Raw genomic sequence first — 21,375 nt, forward strand, 5'->3', positions numbered from 1 at the left:
AAAAAGGAGCTATAATAATCATAGAATTTTTATAAAGATATTTTCATATACACTTCAGACAAAAAACTAGATAAGCTGAAAGATAATCTAATAATCGATTTTTTACTACAGAAATATTAATAAAAATTATATTATCTGAATGGGTAACATTTTTGTCTTCTATTTTAGAAAAGATAATATAAAAACAAAAAGGACATCAAGGATAATCCTAGAGGCCCTTTTATATTTGTTTATTTAAGTTTAAATATTTAAAATTACTAATTGTATTCTTTATTTTAAGGTATATCCTACTCCAATTGAAAATACTGAATTTTTAACAGAATAATCTGAAACATCACTTAAATTAGTTAAACCAAAATTATATCTTGCCGAAAAATTAACTCCATTTTTTAACTCATAGTTTGCTCCAACATTTAAACCAAAATCAAAAGTTTTTAAATTCTTAGCTGTTCCTGAAACATGTAATTCTTCTTCTAAAATGTTATAATAATAATAATAATAATCTATATCATATTTTTTAGTTACCATAAAGCCAAACTGAGGCCCAAATTCTACTCTTAGTCCAGGTATAATTTCATATTGAAGCATTAAAGGTATATTTATATAGTTAAATTTATAATTACCTTTTATTGTTTCATGCACTGTAAGTGTAGTATATGAATCTTTTTCTTTAGTTCCCTGCATAGAAAACAAAATTTCAGGTTGAAAACTAAATTTAGAAGAAGAAATTGGAATTCGGGTATAAACCCCGCCATAAAATCCGGCTTTTGAAGAGGTATCACCTAAATCTCCTGTTAAGGTAGATACATTTAACCCAGCTTTAGCACCAAATTTCACTTTTTGTGCACTTAATAAGGCTGAAACGATAAGAAATATCGCCAATAATGTTTTTTTCATAGTTTTTATTTTTTTAATTATAAACTTTGCAAAGATAAATTTATTGAACAAATAATAACTATGATTATTTAACTAAATAATATTTATTACTGAGTATTATATCTGTTGATTTTATAAATTTTCTACTCTTTATAAAATTATTTTTCTTTAAGGTAAATAGATATTTATTTCTCAAAGTTTGTATATTTATTACAAATAACAACGATATGTTATAAAATCATATTTATATGTTGCAAAAACATTTTAGGATGCCTTCTATTTTTTATATTTATAACGAAAATTGCAATAAAAAGCCTGCAATGAAATTACAGGCTTTCTTTAGAAGTTAAATTTTTTAATATGGATGATCAAAATCTGTAATTCTGATAAGTTTTACATTTACAAATTCATAAATTCCAGACGGTGATTGTTCCCTTCCATATCCGGAGTTTTTAGTTCCCCCAAAAGGTAATTCAGGAGAAATTCCTGTTACATGATTAATATATACCATTCCTGTGTCTATTTGTCGAGCTACTTCCACAGCATGTTCTCTATTTTTACTATATACACTTCCTCCTAACCCAAAATCAGTGTCATTAGCCAGTTCAATGGCTTCTTTCTCATCTTTCACTACATAAATACAGAATACCGGACCAAAAATTTCCTGAGAATAAGCATTTGTTCCTTTTTTAATTTCTGTAAGGATCGTAGGTTCCATAAATGCTCCGGGTCTGTCTATTTTTTTTCCTCCATAAATTAATTTAGCTCCCTGGGTTACAGCTGTTTGAACTTGTTTTAAGACATCTTCTCTTGCTTTTTCACTGCTTAACGGAGCTAATTGAGTTTGAGAGTCCATAGGGTCTCCTACTTTTGTTTTTTTCACTAATTCAGTTAATTTTTTTGTAAATTGTTCTGCAACGGCATTTACAACTATCATCCTTTTCGGAGAAACACAAACTTGTCCTGCATTCCATAATCTTCCATTTAAGGCTGCCTGTACTGTTTTATCTATATCTGCATCTGCTAAGACAATAAACGCATCACTCCCTCCTAATTCTAAGGTAGATTTTTTAACGTATTTCCCAGCCATAGAAGCAATAGCTGATCCGGCAGGTTCACTTCCCGTTAGGGTTACGCCTTTAATTCTTGGATCAGCGGCTAATTTTTCCATCTTAGATCCCGGGATAAATAAATTGGTATATACTCCATTAGGCAATCCTGCTTCATTGAAAATATCTTCCATTATTTTTGCACATTGAGGTACATTTGATGCATGTTTTAAGACCATTGTATTTCCGGCCATAATATTGGGTGCAGCAGAACGGGTAATTTGATAAAATGGGAAATTCCAAGGCTGAATACTAAGAATTACTCCTATGGGATCATAACTTAAAAAAGCTGATTCTAATGGAGTTTCCAAAGGTTGATCTGCTAAAAATTTTTCTGCATTTTTTGCATAATATTCAAATATTTGGGCACTTATTTCAACTTCTGCTTTTGATTCTGCAATTAGTTTTCCCATTTCAATAGTAGCTAATTTTCCTAACTCTTCTTTTCTTTCTCTCAAAATAGAAGCAACTTTATTGATTATGCCCGCTCTTTCTGAAAATTTAGTTTTCTTCCAGCTTTTAAAAGCTTTATCTGCCTGTCTAACAATCTGATCTATTTGAGCTTCACTCATGATATCAAATACTTTTTCTTCTTTTCCTGTAGCAGGATTTATGGTCCTAATGGTTGATTTTATCGCTTCTTTAGACATAATTTTTACATTTTTTGTGATTGAACTTTTATTTATTTTTTCGTTTTTATAAGTTACAAATTATATTCTAAAAACATGATTTATTTCATATAATTTTTACTAATAGAAACATAAATGCAATCAATTATAAATGTATAATTATATTTTGTTGTCCATTAAATAACCAGAAAAAGAAATTGTTTTCCTATTTTATTATTGCAGATTCTAGTAATTCACTAAAGTGAGAGTTCTGGTTTCTAGTATCAAATTTTTCAGAGAGTAATTTTGCTTGTTTATAATAGTAATTATATAGTTCTGAAAGTTCATATTCTCCAGATTCTGAAAAAATAGGGTGTTGTACATTAATTTGTAAGTCTTTTTTTGTTCCTTTTCGGAAAAGTGGTAAAATATTTTTGGAAAATGTAAATTTTAAATAATCATCCGCATCAAGTTCCCATATGGAGTATTTTTCATAAAAAGAAAATGCTCTTTTTTCATCATTATCTATCAAGTAGTGAATGAGCAAGGAAATACTAATTAAAATAGAGCTGTCTGTTTCATCCATTTTGTTTAATTCTTCCATTGCTTTTTCAAAAAATAAAGAAGCTCTTTCATCCTTTTTTATGTTGAGATAGTATGCAAAATTGCAAAAAGTGGCAAAAGGCATATGAGCACAGGTAAGTTTCTTGTTTATAAGGTCATTTGCCATCGTTAGGGCTTCTTCTATATTCCCTTTTCTCAATTCTTCTCCTACTTTCGTGTCTAATTCACAGGCAGGACAATGGGACATATCATCTCTCTGCTCTTTTTCTCGTAATTGTATATATTTATCTACTTCTTCATGTAAACCCAAAAATTGTTTCCATGCTATAACAATACTATAATATCCTCTCAGACTATATCCATTTTTTAACATTCTTGATTTTAAATCTTCAATTATATTTTCTATTTGTTCTTTAGATATATTCGCATTACAATATGAAGCTTTAGCCATCCATTTGTATTCCCATAAAAACTCACTCTCATCAAATATATCCGGATTTTTATCATAGGCATCCAATATCCATGAAAATGCAGAAAAACTTTCTACACAATGAGAAGTACATACTTCTTCTGATATTAATCTCAATCTAAAATCAAAGCCCCATTCAACATCTTGATTGCTATCGGCTAACTGAATTGCTTGTTTTAGTATATTAATCCTATCTTCTACAGCAGTGATTGTATCTAATTTTAATTCTAATTTTTGTAACTCTAAATTATAATTCATAGTATTTATTGATTGATTAATGAACTTGATTGAATTCTATTTCTTTTTTTAAAAGGGTATTAAAATTATCGGTTTGGTTTCTGGCATCAAATTTATCGGCTAATTTTTGAGCTTGTTCTAAATAATAGTTATATATTTTATGACTATCATACTTTTGATTGGAATTATAAAACGGAAACTCTGAACTCAATCCTTTAATATTCAATATATTATCTTGTTGGAATAATTTAAGAAAGTTCAATGATATATTAAATAATGCGCAATCTTCTGCTCCTAACTGCCAGTTGGCATATTTTTCAAATAATAATAATGCATGTTCTTTATCAAAATACGAGGCATAATTAATTAATCTGGAAATTCCCTCTATAATATTAGGTTCAGCATTTTCTTGAATTTCATTTAACCCTTTATTGAAAAATTCATTTGCATTTCCTACTTGGTATTTGTTAAGATAATAAGTTAAATAGGTATAAGTTTCAAAGGGTACTTCGGCACAAGTCAGTTTTTTTATCTTCATTTCATTCATATCTTGCAAGGCTTCTTCTATTTGACCTGCTAATAATTTGACTCTTATTTTAAGATTCTGTTCACAAGCTTCGCAATCTGACATTCCATCTCTTCCATAATTATCTCTTTCTTTAATTGTATGTATAGCTGATTCTATATATCCGCGAGATATGTCCCATTCAATTTTCGGAACATAATAGGCACCTAATCCATATCCGTTGCGTTCTAGTCTAATTTTTAAATCATCAAGCACTTCTTCTATTTGTGTATAAGTTACGTTTGAATTATCAATGGCAGAATTTGCTAGCCATTTATATTGCCATAGTACTTCATCTTCATTAAATCTATCTGGATATGTGTCAACCGCATTCAATATCCAGGTCATGGCAGGAAAGCTATCTATACATTTTGCAGTAGAAAGAGTTTCTTCTTCTATTAATTCTTTTCTTAAGTAAAAACTTTCTTCCAAATCCTTTGCAGAATCTGCTAGTTGAATTGACTGCTTCCATAATTTAATTCTGAAGTCTACATTTTGTTCTTCTTCTATTAGCTGATATCTTAAATCTATTCCTTCGTAAAAGTCATTATTCATATCGGCTATATCTATTGCTTGTTTTAAAAGTTTTTTTCTTTCTTCTTGATCTTTTGTTTCTTCTATTTGAAGGCTTAGTTTTTGCAGTTCTAATCTATAGTTCATTTTCATAATATATTTTTGAGATTTATAATTTACTATTTATTAATATGAAAGCATAATGACCTAATTTATTCACAAAAATAGTATTTTTTAAGCTAAACTTTATTATTTTTACTACAACTAAAATTATAAAAATCTTGAAAATTTTTACGCAAAAATTATTTTTACAAATTGATAATTCTCCATTAATTATATTCAGAATTTTTTTAGGCCTTTTATTATTTATAGAATCATTCGGTTCTATTTTAACCGGATGGGTAAAAAATAATCTTATTACACCTAGAATTTTATTTCCTTTTATAGGTTTTGATTGGCTTCATCCACTACCAGGGTATGGTATGTATTTTTATTTTGCATTAATGGCTATTTTAGGATTATTTGTAATGATCGGCTATAGATATAAGGCAAGCCTTTTTTGCTTTTTATTATTATGGACGGCACAATATCTCATGCAAAAGACTTCTTATAATAATCATTATTATTTTTTAATTCTTATTTGTTTTATAATGTTATTTCTTCCAGCTAATGCTTATTGCTCATTTGATTCTAAAAGAAATAAACGTTTAAAATCTCTTTTTATGCCTCAATGGTTTTCTTATGTATTAATGTTACAAATTGCTATTTTATATTTTTACGCTACAATAGCTAAATTATACCCGGATTGGCTGGATGGCACTTTTACTCGTTTGTTATATTCTAATAAAACTAATTTTCCTGTAATTGGTAAATACTTCACTGAAAAATGGTTTTATTTACCTATTGCATATTTAGGTATTTTATTTGATGGACTAGTTGTTCCTTTATTACTATGGAAGAAAACACGTACAATCGCATTAATTGCAAATATAATTTTTCATTTATCTAATTCTCTAATTTTACAAGTAGGGATTTTCCCCTATTTTGCTTTAAGTTTTGTGGTATTTTTTTATCCTCCAGAAACTATACGGAGAATTTTTTTTAGAAAACGCCCTACGTTACAACCATACATTGATAATGTTAATTTCAAAGGAATAAATGTTTTAAAATATCTTTTTATTCCTTACTTTCTGATACAGATATTTTTACCTTTACGCCATTGGCTTATTGAAGGTGATGTTTTTTGGACGGAAGAAGGGCATAGACTCAGTTGGAGAATGATGTTGAGAAAAAGATTAGGTTATCCTATTCAATTCTTAATTATTGATAAAAAAACAGGAAAAGAAGTTAAAAATATTTATTCAAAGAATAATCTTCCTATTTCATTTTCTTTGGACCATCTACTTACTGAAAAACAAAAAAATAAAATAAACACTAGTCCTGATGTGATATGGCAAATGGCACAATACATTAAAAAAGATTTCAAGAAAAAAGGTATAGATGTAGCTATTTATGCAGATTGTTGGGTCAGTATAAATAATCATCCTTACAAAAGGCTAATTAATGAGAAAACAGATTTGGCAAATGTGAAATGGAATTACTTTACCCATAGTCCATGGATTATATTATATGAGGATTACAGGAAGTAAATACCTATTTTTTCATTTTTCCTTATATCATTATTTAATTATTACTCTAATATTATCTTTCTATTTTTCATGTGTTAGAATTATACCTAAAACAGCTGTAATGATCAGCACTATACCCAGTAACATTTTTAAAGTAAAGGGCTCATTAAATACCCATATTCCTATTATTACCGCAGTAAGTGGTTCAAAAGCTCCTAGTACCGAGGTTAATGTGGAACCAATTTTCCTGACTGCACTGACTAAAGCTACTGTAGACACTATAGTCGGTATAATTGCTAAAGATATCATATTAATTACAGAAGATGTATCCTGTAATGGAAACCATTGAAAAGTTCCTCTTAGAAAACAAAAACACAATAAATATATGACTCCTATAATTTGAATATAAAAAGTGAATTTTAATACCTGCATATCTTTAACTGATGTTTTTACAGAAAAAACTAAAAACATAGCATAGAAGATTGCTGCTGAAAGAGCACAACTTATTCCTTTTAAATTTATTTTTCTAAAACCTTCACCTGAAGATAGCAATGCTACTCCTAATATAGCTATTAGAATAGCAACAATATTTTTAGGAGTTATTTTTTCATGAAAAAATACTCCCATTATAATTGTAACAAATACCGGATACATAAAGTGCACAGTTGTTGTTACTCCTCCTCCCAAAAAGGTATATGAAAGGAAAAAAAGCAGCGAACAGGTGTTACATAAAATGCTTAATAAGATTAAGGTTTTAAATTCTTTCCAAGATATTTTAAAATTAATATTTTTGATAAGCATTAATAGTGCAACCGATAAAGCTGCTAAAAAAAAACGATAAAATAATACTGAATCAAAATGTAATCCTTTATTCATTAAAGGAATACTAAATAAAGGAATTAATCCGTAGGTAACAGAGGAAATTATAGCACTTAATACTCCACTAGTGGAAGACTTTCTGCTATATTTCCTTGCTAATATTCTGGATTTTCTTGGAATTCTTAATAAAATATATCGGGCTGATCTCATTATTTATTCAAAAATTATTTTCAAAAATTTAGATCAATATATTATTTTACTAAATTTATTATGAGTTTAAATCTAAATCTCCCATGAAGTCACTCATTCCTAAAACCATAAGCTGATATAGCGAATTATTAAAGACTTCCATTTCCTTTTTATTTATTGGATATCCACCTAACATAAGTGCCTGCACATACATTATATGAATGATTGCATCAAAAATAAAGGAATCTTTAATATGAAAAAGTTTTTGCACTATCTCATTATCTTTATTAAAACATAAGGTAGGCATATTGTCTTCTTCTTTTTTAATAAAGGTATGGAGGGTAGAAGCAAATGGATTCGCTGATTTGGAAAGATTCTGAATATTTTTATTATTCATAGCCTCATCATTTGCTACATAAATTGCAGGGGTATCTACCGGATCAAATTCTTTGATTTGAGCTTTACAATAAAATAATTTCAATAAGGTATTTGCTTTTTTTTCAAAATTTTGATATTCTGGCTTATAAGTAGTGATAACTTCTCCAAAATTTTCTAATATATCCTGCGGCGTGATTTTCCTAAAATGAATCTGAGGCATTACAATTTTCATTTTCTCGATTAGGTCTGTTTCAAAACTATAAGCTGTGTTAACAACTGTTTTTCCCTGTGAGCCTGCAATCCTTCGTATTTGTCTAAAATCATCTAATGAAGGTGTATAATAGATAATTTCATTATAAGTTCTAAGAGATAAAAAATTCATCATCCCTTTATTGGTTTCAAAAGGAATATAATCAATAAACATTTTTAATAAGTCATTATCCTCTACTGCTAATGCTTTAATATATAAATGATGAATTTTAATGATTTGACTAAGTGTCTGCGTATCTGCAACTGTAAGGTATTTTAAATAATCTTTAAAACAAAGTGTTAGTTCTTTTCTGGCTTTTACCATTTGTCCATCGTTCATTAATGCTTCTCGTGATGCAGTAGGGCGTAAGGAATTGGTGTTAATTATACAACGTACAAATGTTGACCATTCCGGAAGTAATCCCTTGGCATCTTCGCATAAAAACATTCTTTTTAAATAAATTTTATTTTGCTTGGTATTTCCTGAAAATTGAACTTTATGGGGTATGATATAAGCAATTCCTTGAATATCACCAGTTTTAGAACATAACTTAAATGAGTCTATAAAATTAGTAGTAAATGTTTTTTTTCCAAATTTTAATAATTCTTCTTTTGTACTATCGTTATTTAGCCATACCGGATCTTTATCTACTAATATTTCTTTTCCTTTATTAGTTATAAAATTAATCTGTATAGGCAATGCATCGCCATAGTATAGTACATTTTTCTTTATTTCATCTTCTTTAAAAAGGGTTTTCCATTCTTTTTTTGGAGTAAGGATGACCCGAGTACCTATCATTTGCATATTCTCTGTAGGCTCTACTGTATAAGTTCCATCGGCTTTTCCTTTCCAGCATATTCCTTTATTTTTTAGAAGTGAACGAGTTTCAACTATAATTTCATTACTAACAACCAGACAGGAAAGCATTCCTATTCCAAATTTACCTATAAAATCTTTTTCATCTATCTCTCTTTTTTTGGAACTTTGCCCTATTACGGAAAGAAATTGGTGTACTTCTTCTTCTGAAAGACCTATTCCGTTATCTTCAAATATTAATTGTGGAATTTCTTGTTCTTCTTTTAGGAAAATATTGATCTCTCCTTCAATTTTATCTAAATTTTTCCTTGCAGTTACTGCATCAATTCCATTTTGTAAAAGTTCTCTTATAAATACGTTGGGTGCGCTGTAAATATGTTCTGAAAGTAATTCAATCATTCCTTTCAGGTTTACCTGAAATAAATATTTATTATCTTCTGCTTGCATAAACTACTTTTATTATGCTAATAATTTTTTATGAAATTAATTTTAAATTCTTTATCTTCTTCTTCTTTCTCTTTTTCCTGTTATTTTGCGAGCTTGTTCATGACCATTATCTGATGCTTTCTGGTACCACATCATGGCTTTAATTTCATCTTCGGCAACTCCTTTACCCATTAAGTAACAATTTCCTAATTCAAATTGTGCATCTGCATGTTCTGTTTCTGCAACTTTGGTTAATTGGACAATTCCTTTTTCTAAATCCTGATTAGTTCCTTCACCTTCCAACAGCATAAGAGCCGTATAATATTCTGCTTGTGTATTACCTTCTTCTGCGGCTTTTGAAAGCCATCGATAGGCTTCCTCTTGATTTTGTTCTGTACCTATTCCATATTTGTAGGCTGTACCTAACCTGTATTTAGCTGCCGTATATCCTTCTTCTGCTCCTAAGGTATAATATTTGAAAGCTTCATTAGAATTTTCTTCTGTTCCTATCCCATATTCATAACAAACTCCTAATCCTTCTGAAATCACTCCTTGCTGCTCTGCTGCCAGATAATATTCAAATGCTTTATCATATTCTGGATTTTCCTGTCTTCCATCATTATACAAATAGTAGTCCCCTATAAGCAAAGCGGCATAGGGATAGCCTCTTTCAAAAGATCTGTGAAGCCAATCTAACGCTTTTTCGAAATCTCTTTCTATCAATCCATAATAGTAATAATAGCCTACTTTATATTGCGCAAAGGAATATCCTTGTTCTGCCGCCTTCATCATATATTCCATCACTTTTTGTGCATCAAATTCTAGCCCCCCATATTCTGTTTCATAAGATAAGGCTAATTCTATAAAGGCATCTCCATAATTATACTCTATAGCTTTTTTATAATTTTCTATAGCCAATTCCGGATTTTCAGGAACTCCTATTGCATATTTATAGGATCTCCCAACATTGTAAATTCCTTCAATATTGCCACCTTCTGCAGCTTTTTGATACGCCTGAAATGCTTTGGCATCATTTTTTTCTCCTACTAACCCATCTTCTTCATAATAACCTATTTTATTATAAGCATATACATATCCGTTTTCTGCAGCTGTTTTAAATAAGTCATAGGCTTTCTGATAATCTTTTTCAACTCCAAATCCATCTTCATAACAAAAGGCTAATTCAACTTTAGCATATTCTGAACCTTTTTCTATCGCTTGATTAAAATATTCTATCGCTTTTTCCGGATTTGCTTCTTCTGCTTTTGTTATACCTATTCTATAATAATGCCCCACCAATTCTATTCCATAAATATGACCTCTCTCTGCTGATAATTGATATAGTTCAAAAGCTTTGTAATAATCAGGATTTTTTCCGATATCTCCTCTTTCATACATAAGCCCTAAGCGATAAGGCGCATAGGAATCTCCTAATTCTATGGCTTTTTCTAATAATTTTTGAGCTCCTTCTATATCAGGCACTTCTTGATTTAATAACAAATGTGATTTTTCTGTCATCGCTCGGGTACTTTCTTCTTTCACTGCCCAATCTAAATAAATCTGTCCCTTTTCCAGATCTTTTACAGAATCTTCATACAAGTATATCAAAGCTAATTCAACTAAGGAATCTTCAAAATAATATAGCTTAGCTTTTTCATGCCATTCTATTGATTTTTCTATTGATTTATTTCCATCCTGAGTGTAGTAATAATAACGACCTAACCAATTGGCTGCATAAATTACTCCATACTCATAGGCTTCTTCTAATAGTTTAATTCCTTCTGTTTTATCATAACCGGAAACTCTATCATTTAATATGTTTATCCCTAAAATATAACAACAGAAAGGGTTATTATATTTTATTCCCTCTATTAAAGCTTCTTTTGCTTTTTCAATATTTTCTTCTTTGTATAAATAAAATTCTCCTAATAAATGATAGGACTTTTCTGATTCTTCTTTTCTTGATTTATTATATTCTTCTATAGCCTCAAGAATTTTATTATTATCGGTTTCTGTATAATAAATTACATTCAAAAGATAATTATCTGCATTGTGATACCCTAACTCTTTAGATTTTTCAATCCATTTCTTCCCCTCTATTTTATTTTCTTCTTCCCCCCTCATTGCAAAGTATAAATTATACCCATATATTGCCATACAAGCAGGATCTTCTAACTCTATACCCGTTAAGAGATATTCTCTTTCTTTTTCCCTATTCCTATAAGGCCTTCGGGCTGTTTCTAGTATATAATCTCTTTCAACATAAGCTCTTGGAAAGTTATTTTCTATAAACTTATCATTTATTTCTTCATTTTTTTTGAACCAAAATTTATAATCTGTTTCATCTAAGCCTGAAGAAAAATAAAGATTACTGTTTTTTTTATATAATTGAGTGTATAATTTTTTTATTTCTTCGGTAACTTTATCTTCAGCAAGTGCTAAATCACACAAAACCAAACCCTTTAACCATTCATCTTTATTTAAAAAATCTTTTTGTTCTAGTAATTTTTGCGTTTCTTCTTCAATAGATTGATTACTTAATTGACTAAATAATTCTTGATAACGAACTTCTAAAATAATTGGTAGTGTCATTTTGTCTATTTATTTTTAAGTTCTAAAATTATAAAATTTATATAGAAATCACCTTTATATTTTACAAATATTTAAAGCCTATATGCCTGGTGTATTTTCTCATTATTAAACAATATCATTTTTCTTTTTACTTATTTTCATATTTTATACTTTTTTATTTTATTTTTATATACATTTGATTAAAAGAATCCAATTGTATGAAGTGGAAAAAAATTTCTTTTTGGATAGTCTTATTGCTTTTTTTAGGAGGTATTTTAGATTTGGGACTAGGAAAATGGATAAATAACAGTCTTCCTGCTTTCATTAATGAAAAAAACGATACTCCTTATAATTTCAATTATTCAAGAGTTTCTTATTCTTTATTTAAAAGAAAAATGGTTATAGAAGGGATTAGTATTTTTCCAAAAATTAAAAATATTGGAATATATAATATTAAAATAAAAAAAATAACCATCCATGGAGTTCATTTTTTCACTTTTTTTTCTAAAAAAGATTTAATTGCTGATTTAATTGAAATTGATAGCCCTGATATTATTATTAATCAAAAGAAAAACGATAAAATCAAGAAAAAAAAGATTAAAACTTATGATATAGGTAAATCTATACAAATTAATAATTTTATTTTAAAAGATGGTAAGCTGCAATTTTTTATTTCTGAAAACCATAAAAAAATTGTCTCTTTAAATAACCTAAACATCAATTTATCAGGAGTTATATGGGATATTGCAAATACGGAAAAAAGAATTCCTATTACTTTTAAAAATGAAAAACTAAGTGTTGATAATATTTTTTATCAACTTAATGATCTACATTATTTAAAGTTGGCAAAAATGAAAACTGATAATGGAAATATTGAGGCTGAAAAGATTGAAATCAAATCAGATATTACCCCTGAACAATTTAAACAAAATAATTATTTACAGAAAAGCCTTATAAACATTCAAGTTCCTGCTGCTGAAATAAAAAAATTAAATTGGGGATATGATTCTTTGGGCATTTTTTATGTTACTTCTTCTAAAATAGAGGTTGATTCTACTCAGATATTAATTAGTTCTAAAAATAAAATTTCTAAAAATAAAATTACAACTTCTTATATTGATCGCATTATCCCGTTCAACTTACGTATAGATACTATACAAATTCTAAAATCCAAAGTTAATATAGAGAATAGTCTGGCAAGTGATAATATTAATATTTTAATGAAAAATATTAATAATAAACTGAATGATAAAATTACAATTAATGAGCTTAAGTTATCAAATACCAATATTAAATTATATTCGCCTACACATAAAATTTCCTCTAAATCACAATCTAGGTTTACTTATTATTTTGATGACATTTTAAATATTAAAAAATTTTCTATCGAAAATGCTAATATTAAATACTATAACATTAATAAAATTAATGTTTTAAAAATGGACAATATCAATTATACAATGAACGATATTGTGATTAATACGTTAATAACCAATACTACTAAAAAATTACCATTTACTTACAGTAATTACAAATTACAAGCAAATAATATATTTTATTCTACCCTTAAAAATTATACATTTCATTTAGATAAGATGATGTTAGCTAATGATGCTTTTATTGCCCATAGTTTAAAAATAATTCCTAAAATATCGCGAATATCTTTTACTAAACAAAAATTATCTAAATATTTGTTTAAAGCTGACATTAAAACTATAAGTATTCCTAAAATTAATTGGAATACTGATAATAATGATTTTTTTATTCAAGCACCGACTATTATTATTGATAATATGTATGCTATTCTTATTCATAATAAGAATTCTAAATCAATAAGCAAAAAATTACAATTGAACAATTCTGATTTAGGCCTTAATTTACATATTAATGCCTTTGTTATAAAAAATTCAAATATATTTCAATATGATGCTTTAAAAAACACACTTTTATTTTCTTCAAAAAATGTTAATGTTACAGTAAATGATATTATTTTTAATAATAATTCTGAAAATATTACTCTATCAATTCCTTTTTCTTTTTCAAGATTTCATTTAACTGCTAATTCTATTTATTATAATTTAGGCTATCATTCTTTGTATATAAGATATATAGATTTTAAAAATAATTCGATTAATCTTTCTAATTTGAAAATGTTTCCTATAAATAGCCAAATAATATTCATGAAAAAAAAAGGAATAGATGCATATACTATTAGTCTAAACAAAATGGATATACCTAATCTTGATTTAGGTTTACCAAATAATGAAATTAAATTTACCGCACCTTTAATTACTTTTTATAGATTATATACAACCATCCATCAATATGATATACCAAAAGATGAATATATAGCAGTATATAAACCTTTATTTAATAAAAAACTTCATGATTTGAAATTTAAACTTTTTTTGGGACAAATCAACTTAATAAAATCCTATCTATCTTATGAGGAAGAGTCTTTGGACAAAGGTACAGGAAAAATATTTTTTTCTGATATAAATGCTACTATTAAAAATGTTGCCAGCGGATACAAAGTTAATTCCCTTCCTGATGTAAGTGTTGACTTTAAAAGTAAATTTATGGATTCAGCTCAGCTATCCGCATTATGGAAATTTAATGTAATGAATACTCAAGGAAATTTTTCTGTTTTGGGAACAATCAAGCATCTACCAGCACAAAAATTAAATATGTTTATAAAACCCTATTTGCACGTTTCTGCGGATGGAATTATTGATCAGACCTTATTTAACTTTAACGGGAATGAAAATACGGGGAATGGTTCTTTTGGTATGGAATACAAAGACCTTAAAATTTCCATATATAAAAACAACGGAAAGGAAGAAAAGAAATTATTATCCTCTCTTGCCAATCTTGCTGTGAAGGATAACAATGGTGATTCTTTAAAAATATATACAATTAAAGAACTAACAAGGTCTAAAGATAAATCTTTTTTTAATTTTTTATGGAAAATGACACTTAGTGGTCTTAAAGAAGCTTTATTTATATTTTAAATCTCTCTTATTTTAAATATATTTTTAGAATACTGAAGAAAAATAATATATGATGTGAAAATTTATAATTTACTCAATAACATATATTTATAAATAAACCAACAAATTAAACACCTATTTTTTTTACTATTTTAAGAAATTTAATATATAAATAAATTATTTAATCAGTTATTTATATTCATTAAATAAAAAATAAATATTCTTTTTTTTCGTTATTCAATATTCAGAATCTTACTTTTGAGATTAAAAAATAAAACATAATTACATGAAAAAAAAGAATCTTCTTCAACTTTTATAATAACCTTAAAGAATTTATTAATTTTAGGTATCCTAAGCTTATCATGATTTTGGAAACCAAAATAAAACTTAAAAAAATAGTTTATTTATTTTAATGCGCCTTTTACTACAAAAAATTAAATCAACTCTATATAAAATATATAAATCTAATGACTATGAAAAAATCATTATTATTTACTTTTTTTATGATTACAATGAGCTTCATCCAAGCTCAAATACAAGACTTAGCTAGTTTAGCTGTTGGAGAAATTATAGGAAGCAATATCTTATATGATTCTCAAGATCAAGTTTATGGATACATTTACTTTTTCAACCAAGGAGAAGTAGATAAAGATAACATTCAAATGGAATATGTAATTTTAGATAAAAATTTAAATAAGGTATCTAATAATACATTTATAAGAAAAAAATATCATAGATTATTATCTCAAAATTATATTTCTTGCTCTCTCATAAACAATAATGAATTATTATTAAAATTCGAACTTAACTATAAGACATTAACATTTGAATCTTATTGTATTATATATATAAAAGAAAAAACTATATCGCCAGATTATTGGTATAAAAATGGAGATATTATAGAAATATCCAAAAATAAAACTGAATTTAATAAACAGTTAAAAAAAGTTAAATATAAAGGATCAATTTATGTAGATAGAAAGCATAATGCCATTTGTATTATAGAAAGACAGGAAACCAAAAAGCATTTAAATAAATTTATACGTTACTATAATACGAAAAATAAATTATTATGGAGCTATGAATATAATCCTGTGCAAAAAATCAATATTTTTAATACTGTGGCTATTGAAAATATTTCTCAAAATAATATATACCTTTTAGAATGCAATTATAATATATATCCTTTAGAATATAAAATTATCGCATTAGACCCTACAAATGGAAAAAAGAAATATGAATATATATTTGAAAATACAAGAAGTAAATATAATCATACTTTAATTTCTAAAGAAATTAATAATCAACTTATTATTTGTGGATCCTATTCTAAATTTTTGAAAAACTCTAATTTTAATCTGGAAAAAAATTTAGGTTTTTTTAAAATTGTACTAGATAATAATGGAAAAGAAATATTTAAAAAATACTCTCAATGGAATGAATTTAATAAACAAATAGAAATAGATAAAAATGGAAGAGTAGAAAAAAATTTCCGTTTATTACCCACCAGTTTTTATATTTTTAAAGATGGTACTATATCTATTTTAACAGAAAAATATAAACCTGAAAAAAACGGTATATGGCTTCCTATTCCTATTATTGGTGAGATAACCCAAGGAGTTACTAAAGCGAATAGAAAAACTACAGATTTTATTTTATTTTCTATGGATAAAGATTTTAATTTTAAATCTGTAAAAACAATTCAAAAGGAGCTAACCAAAGGTTATAGTCATGATTATTTATTTTCTCAATATATAAAAAATGATACAGGTATTGCTTTCTTTTTTATAGATTATTTAAAATCCGAGAAAAAATGGATATTAGGGGTAAATACTATTATAAATGGAAAAATTAAAGAAGAAAAAATTCCTATTTATTCTAAAGAAGATAAATATACTATATTCCCTATTAAAGCAAAAGAAGGATATATTATATTAAATGAATACAATGAAAAAGAAAAATATAATCAAATACGTTTAGAAAAAATAAATTTCTAATATTAGAAATTTATTGTTATCTTAATTATATACAAAAAGCATCTACTAAGAAGATGCTTTTTGTGTATAATAATCTGTTATATTTTTAATTTCATCTAAAGATAAATTCCACATAAAATTTAAAAACTGCTGATAGCTTTCCGACTGTTTTTTAGGATCTACTCTTTCTAAATATCTGTTTAACTGATAATTTTTTCTTCCTTCATATATTTTTTCAAAACATTTCCCTAACCATTCTTTATAATATATATCTTTTATATTTTCTTGTAAACGTATCAAACACAAATAAATCCCCAATCCATACTCTTCAAAAAAATACATTGAAGGTACTTGTTCATTTTTAGCTATTCCCTGCAAATTTTTTAATGCAGTACTAGATATAGATTTTTTTGATTTTTTTTCTAATTCAGGAAAATCTTTTTTTAACCGATCAATCCTGTTTTTCAATTCAGGATGTGACGAAAGTGAATCCTTATTTAATTTTTCTTTATACAAGGAATAATCATATTGGGAAAAACCTTCTTTATTCAACCACTCATCTCTAAACGACTGGTTTGGCAAATTAAACACTTTTTTATATGTTCCAATATTTAATCCTTTAGGTTTTAAAGTATCATACTTTGCCATTAATTGTAAAGCCTCTATAAAAGCCCCTTGGTTATAAGAAGAAGCTTTTACTAAAATTACACCTAATGAATCCGCTGAATATTCATTTTTTTTGCTTAATTCACCAGTAGCATATAACTTATTTTTAATTAAATCAAAGGCTATCCTGCTCTTATTGTATTTTTGTTTTTTTATACTCTTTGCTTCTCCTTTAGACTTTGAGGATAATTCATTTTTTATTAAATACAATTGTTTTTTTAAAGAATGTTCTAAAATTTTATGAGAGAGTTCATGTGAAACAACTGCAGCTAACTGATCGTCATTACTTAACCAATGAAACAATCCCATATTTAAAACAAAAGTCCCATCGGGTAGGCAATATGCATTTAAACTAGGATCTTTTGAAATTAATATTTGGGTATTATTTGGAATTAATGGGTTATCCTTTCTTAAATTGGCTAACATTTGATTGGAATAGTCTATAAAACGAGAATCAAAACAAAAAGTCCCTTTTTTTATTTCCTCTTCAAAATCTTTAAAAAAACCTTCATATTCTTTAACCATTAATTTTCCTTCTTTTCCAGAATATTGTTTTTTTATAGATTCTATATATTGTTTATTGGATTTTTTAAAAGCGGAAACAGCTAAATCTCTTTCACTTTTATCTGCTGTATCTATAGGGATATATTTTTGAGAAAAAATAATACCTGAATAAAAAATAAATAATATTTTAATAAATTTCATAGTAGATAATAATTTGAGCCAAATTTAAACTTTTAATTAAATTAAATACAAATCAAAATCACAAAAACATTTATTTAAAACCTAAATTGTAACTTTGTATACTTTTAAATTATGCAAGAATCATTAAAATTATCTGGTCTAGAATCTTTCGTTTTATCTTCTGATATTAACTTTATTAATATTGGTGAAAGAACAAATGTTACAGGTTCAAGAAAGTTTCTTAATCTTATTAAAAATGAAAAATATGATGAAGCTCTTTCTGTTGCCAGAGATCAGGTAGAAGGAGGCGCTCAGATTATTGACATTTGTATGGATGAAGGATTAATAGATGGAGTTAAAGCAATGACTACATTTCTTCGATTAATTGCTTCAGAACCAGATATAGCAAGAGTGCCTATAATGATTGATTCATCTAACTGGGAAATTATTGAGTGCGGATTAAAAAATCTGCAAGGTAAAGGAATAGTTAACTCCATTAGCTTAAAAGAAGGTGAAAATGAATTTATAAAAAAAGCTAAAATTATTAAACGATATGGAGCTGCTATGATTGTTATGGCTTTTGACGAAGATGGACAAGCCGATAATCTGGAAAAACGAAAAATTATATCCAAACGCTCCTATGAAATTTTAGTTCATCAGTTAGGTATTAATCCTTCCGATATTATTTTTGATCTCAATATTTTTCCAGTAGGCACCGGAATGCAGGAACACCGAAGAAATGCCCTTGATTTTTTTGAAGCCACTTATTGGGTCAAAAAAAACTTACCCGGATGTTTAGTTTCCGGTGGGGTAAGTAATGTATCTTTTTCGTTCAGAGGAAATAACAAAGTAAGGGAATCAATTAATGCCGCTTTTCTTTATCATGCTATTAAATATGGTATGGATATGGGAATTGTTAATCCAACTCAAATAGCTATATATCAAGAAATAGAACCTGAATTACTAAAAAAAATTGAAGATGTATTATTTGATAAAAATGAAGAAGCTACAGAAAAACTGATTGAATATGCTGAAAATATTTCTCAAGATAAAACTATAAGTCATGAAAATAAAATTGAAGAATGGAGAACTTTTCCTGTAAATAAACGTTTAGAATTTGCTTTAATAAAAGGAAATGCTGATCATATAGAAGAAGATGTTGAAGAAGCTCGTTTACAAGCTGCTCGTCCTTTAGATGTTATCGAAGGCCCCTTAATGGATGGAATGAACACGGTTGGAGAACTCTTTGGCTCCGGAAAAATGTTTCTTCCACAAGTAGTAAAAACAGCAAGAGTAATGAAAAAGGCAGTAGCTTATTTACAACCTTTTATTGAAGCAGAGAAATCTGGAGAAGCTCAATCAAATGGCAAAATATTAATGGCTACCGTAAAAGGAGATGTGCATGATATCGGGAAAAATATAGTTGGCGTAGTTTTAGCTTGCAATAACTATGAAATCATAGATTTAGGAGTTATGGTTCCTAAGGAAAAAATTATACAAACCGCTATTGAACAAAAAGTAGATATCATTGGATTAAGCGGTTTAATAACTCCGTCTTTAGATGAAATGATAGAAGTAGTAAAAGAATTAGAAAAAAGAAATTTGAAATTTCCTGTAATGATCGGAGGAGCTACCACCTCTAAAATTCACACTGCTTTAAAAATAGCACCATCATATAGCTATACTACTATACACGTTTTAGACGCTTCCAAATCTGTAACTGTTGCTTCATCTCTTTTATCTTCTCAAAAAGAAAAATTCACAAAGGAAATAAAAGAAGAATATGAACATTTAAGAAATAATTACCTCAACCGAAGTGTAGATAAAGAATATTTAAGTCTTGCGGATGCCCGTAAAAATAAATTTAAAATTGATTGGTCCAAGTTTACCCCATTCAAACCTAAGAAATTGGGAATTCAAGTTATAAATCATATAAATTTGGAGGAGCTATCAGAATACTTTGACTGGCAACCTTTTTTCAAATCTTGGGAATTAACCGGTAAATTTCCACAAATACTAACAGATCCAATAGTAGGTAAAGAAGCTTCTACCCTTTATGAAGATGCTAAGATTTTATTAGCTAAAATCATAAAAGAAAAATTATTACAACCAAAAGCTGTAATTGGTTTATTTGCAGCAAATTCCAATGAAAAAGATGATATTGAGCTATATGATGAAAAAGGAAATTTTCTAAATATTTTTAGAACTTTGCGCCAACAATCTAAAAAAACAGCCAATGCATCAAATTTTGCATTATCTGATTTTATTTTACCAAAAAATTCTGATTCTATCCATGATTATATTGGTTGTTTTGCTGTAACTATTTTCGGAGCTGAACAATTAGCTAAACATTTTGAAAAAGAAAATGATGATTATTTAGCTATTATGACTAAAGCCTTATCTGATCGTTTTGCTGAAGCTCTTGCGGAATATATGCACGCAAAAGTACGAAAAGAAATTTGGGGATATGCTCCAGATGAATCCTTAGAGAATGAATCCTTAATAAAAGAAAAATATCAAGGCATACGTCCTGCCCCTGGTTATCCTGCTTGTCCGGATCACCTGGAAAAACTTACTATTTGGGAATTATTAGATGTAAAAGATAGTATTGGCTGTGAACTAACCGAAAATTTAGCCATGTTTCCAGCCTCTTCTGTTTCAGGATATTATTTTGCTAATCCTCAATCCAAATATTTTGGCTTAGGTAAAATTACTTTAGAGCAAATAGAAGACTATGCAAAACGAAAAGAAATAGATTTAGAGCAAGCTAAATACTGGTTAAAACCTAATATTGCTCAATAAAATATTCTAAAAAGAACAATATAAATCTTAAAAATTCAAAATTATAAATCTTAAACTTTATAAAATTCGCATTTTATATATTATTTTAATCTATTATATCAATTTTAAAAATGAATGTAACATTTCTAAATGTTTATATCTTGATTAAATAATATTTTAACACTTTATAACTAATTATTTTTAAATAAACCTTTCTATTTATTTAAAACAATTTAATAATAACTATATTTCACTCATTA

At 27.2% G+C, this 21,375-nt stretch carries 12 protein-coding genes; 4 read left to right on the forward strand and 8 right to left on the reverse strand.

Annotated elements, in window-relative coordinates; all coding sequences use genetic code 11:
* Positions 1-270: 270 nt before the first annotated feature.
* The 4 genes from C4S76_RS09825 to C4S76_RS09840 all read right to left on the reverse strand — a co-directional run bounded on the left by C4S76_RS09825 (position 271) and on the right by C4S76_RS09840 (position 5,088).
* A complete protein-coding gene (locus tag C4S76_RS09825) occupies positions 271-897 on the reverse strand; it encodes a porin family protein (RefSeq protein WP_105194298.1) in 627 nt (208 codons plus the stop codon).
* A gap of 334 nt (positions 898-1,231) precedes the next feature.
* Positions 1,232-2,635 (reverse strand): NAD-dependent succinate-semialdehyde dehydrogenase, encoded by a 1,404-nt coding sequence (locus C4S76_RS09830; RefSeq protein ID WP_105194299.1) that lies wholly within the window; start codon positions 2,633-2,635, stop codon positions 1,232-1,234.
* Between the two features lie 184 nt (positions 2,636-2,819).
* The gene (locus C4S76_RS09835) at positions 2,820-3,884 is read right to left on the reverse strand and encodes a hypothetical protein (protein ID WP_105194300.1); all 1,065 of its coding nucleotides are present in this window, start codon (positions 3,882-3,884) and stop codon (positions 2,820-2,822) included.
* Positions 3,885-3,900: 16 nt separating this feature from the next.
* Entirely contained in the window at positions 3,901-5,088 is a 1,188-nt protein-coding gene (locus C4S76_RS09840; protein WP_146105729.1) for a hypothetical protein, read from the reverse strand.
* Between the two features lie 134 nt (positions 5,089-5,222).
* Between C4S76_RS09840 and C4S76_RS09845 the strand changes: the two genes are divergently transcribed.
* A complete protein-coding gene (locus tag C4S76_RS09845) occupies positions 5,223-6,590 on the forward strand; it encodes an HTTM domain-containing protein (protein WP_317045861.1) in 1,368 nt (455 codons plus the stop codon).
* Between the two features lie 60 nt (positions 6,591-6,650).
* Here the strand turns inward: C4S76_RS09845 and C4S76_RS09850 are convergent, their stop codons facing one another.
* From C4S76_RS09850 to C4S76_RS09860, 3 genes are read right to left on the reverse strand one after another with little or no spacing between them, the layout of a single operon-like run.
* Entirely contained in the window at positions 6,651-7,598 is a 948-nt protein-coding gene (locus C4S76_RS09850) for a DMT family transporter (protein WP_105194302.1), read from the reverse strand.
* A gap of 58 nt (positions 7,599-7,656) precedes the next feature.
* Positions 7,657-9,468, reverse strand: a complete 1,812-nt coding sequence (locus tag C4S76_RS09855) for an HSP90 family protein (RefSeq protein ID WP_105194303.1) — start codon at positions 9,466-9,468, stop codon at positions 7,657-7,659.
* Between the two features lie 51 nt (positions 9,469-9,519).
* On the reverse strand, positions 9,520-12,039 hold the full coding sequence (locus C4S76_RS09860; protein WP_105194304.1) for a tetratricopeptide repeat protein: 2,520 nt from the start codon (positions 12,037-12,039) through the stop codon (positions 9,520-9,522).
* A 197-nt stretch (positions 12,040-12,236) separates the two neighbouring features.
* On the opposite strand from C4S76_RS09860, the gene C4S76_RS09865 reads away from it, so the two are divergent.
* On the forward strand, positions 12,237-15,029 hold the full coding sequence (locus C4S76_RS09865; RefSeq protein WP_105194305.1) for a hypothetical protein: 2,793 nt from the start codon (positions 12,237-12,239) through the stop codon (positions 15,027-15,029).
* A 452-nt stretch (positions 15,030-15,481) separates the two neighbouring features.
* Positions 15,482-17,005, forward strand: a complete 1,524-nt coding sequence (locus tag C4S76_RS09870; protein ID WP_146105730.1) for a DUF6770 family protein — start codon at positions 15,482-15,484, stop codon at positions 17,003-17,005.
* Between the two features lie 45 nt (positions 17,006-17,050).
* Here C4S76_RS09870 and C4S76_RS09875 read toward each other — a convergent pair whose 3' ends face one another.
* On the reverse strand, positions 17,051-18,355 hold the full coding sequence (locus C4S76_RS09875; RefSeq protein WP_105194307.1) for a M48 family metallopeptidase: 1,305 nt from the start codon (positions 18,353-18,355) through the stop codon (positions 17,051-17,053).
* Positions 18,356-18,466: 111 nt separating this feature from the next.
* Between C4S76_RS09875 and metH the strand changes: the two genes are divergently transcribed.
* Positions 18,467-21,136 (forward strand): methionine synthase, encoded by a 2,670-nt coding sequence (gene metH / locus C4S76_RS09880; RefSeq protein WP_105194308.1) that lies wholly within the window; start codon positions 18,467-18,469, stop codon positions 21,134-21,136.
* Positions 21,137-21,375: the final 239 nt, after the last annotated feature.

Source organism: Apibacter adventoris (assembly GCF_002964965.1).
In the GTDB taxonomy this organism is placed as follows: Bacteria; Bacteroidota; Bacteroidia; order Flavobacteriales; family Weeksellaceae; genus Apibacter; species Apibacter adventoris.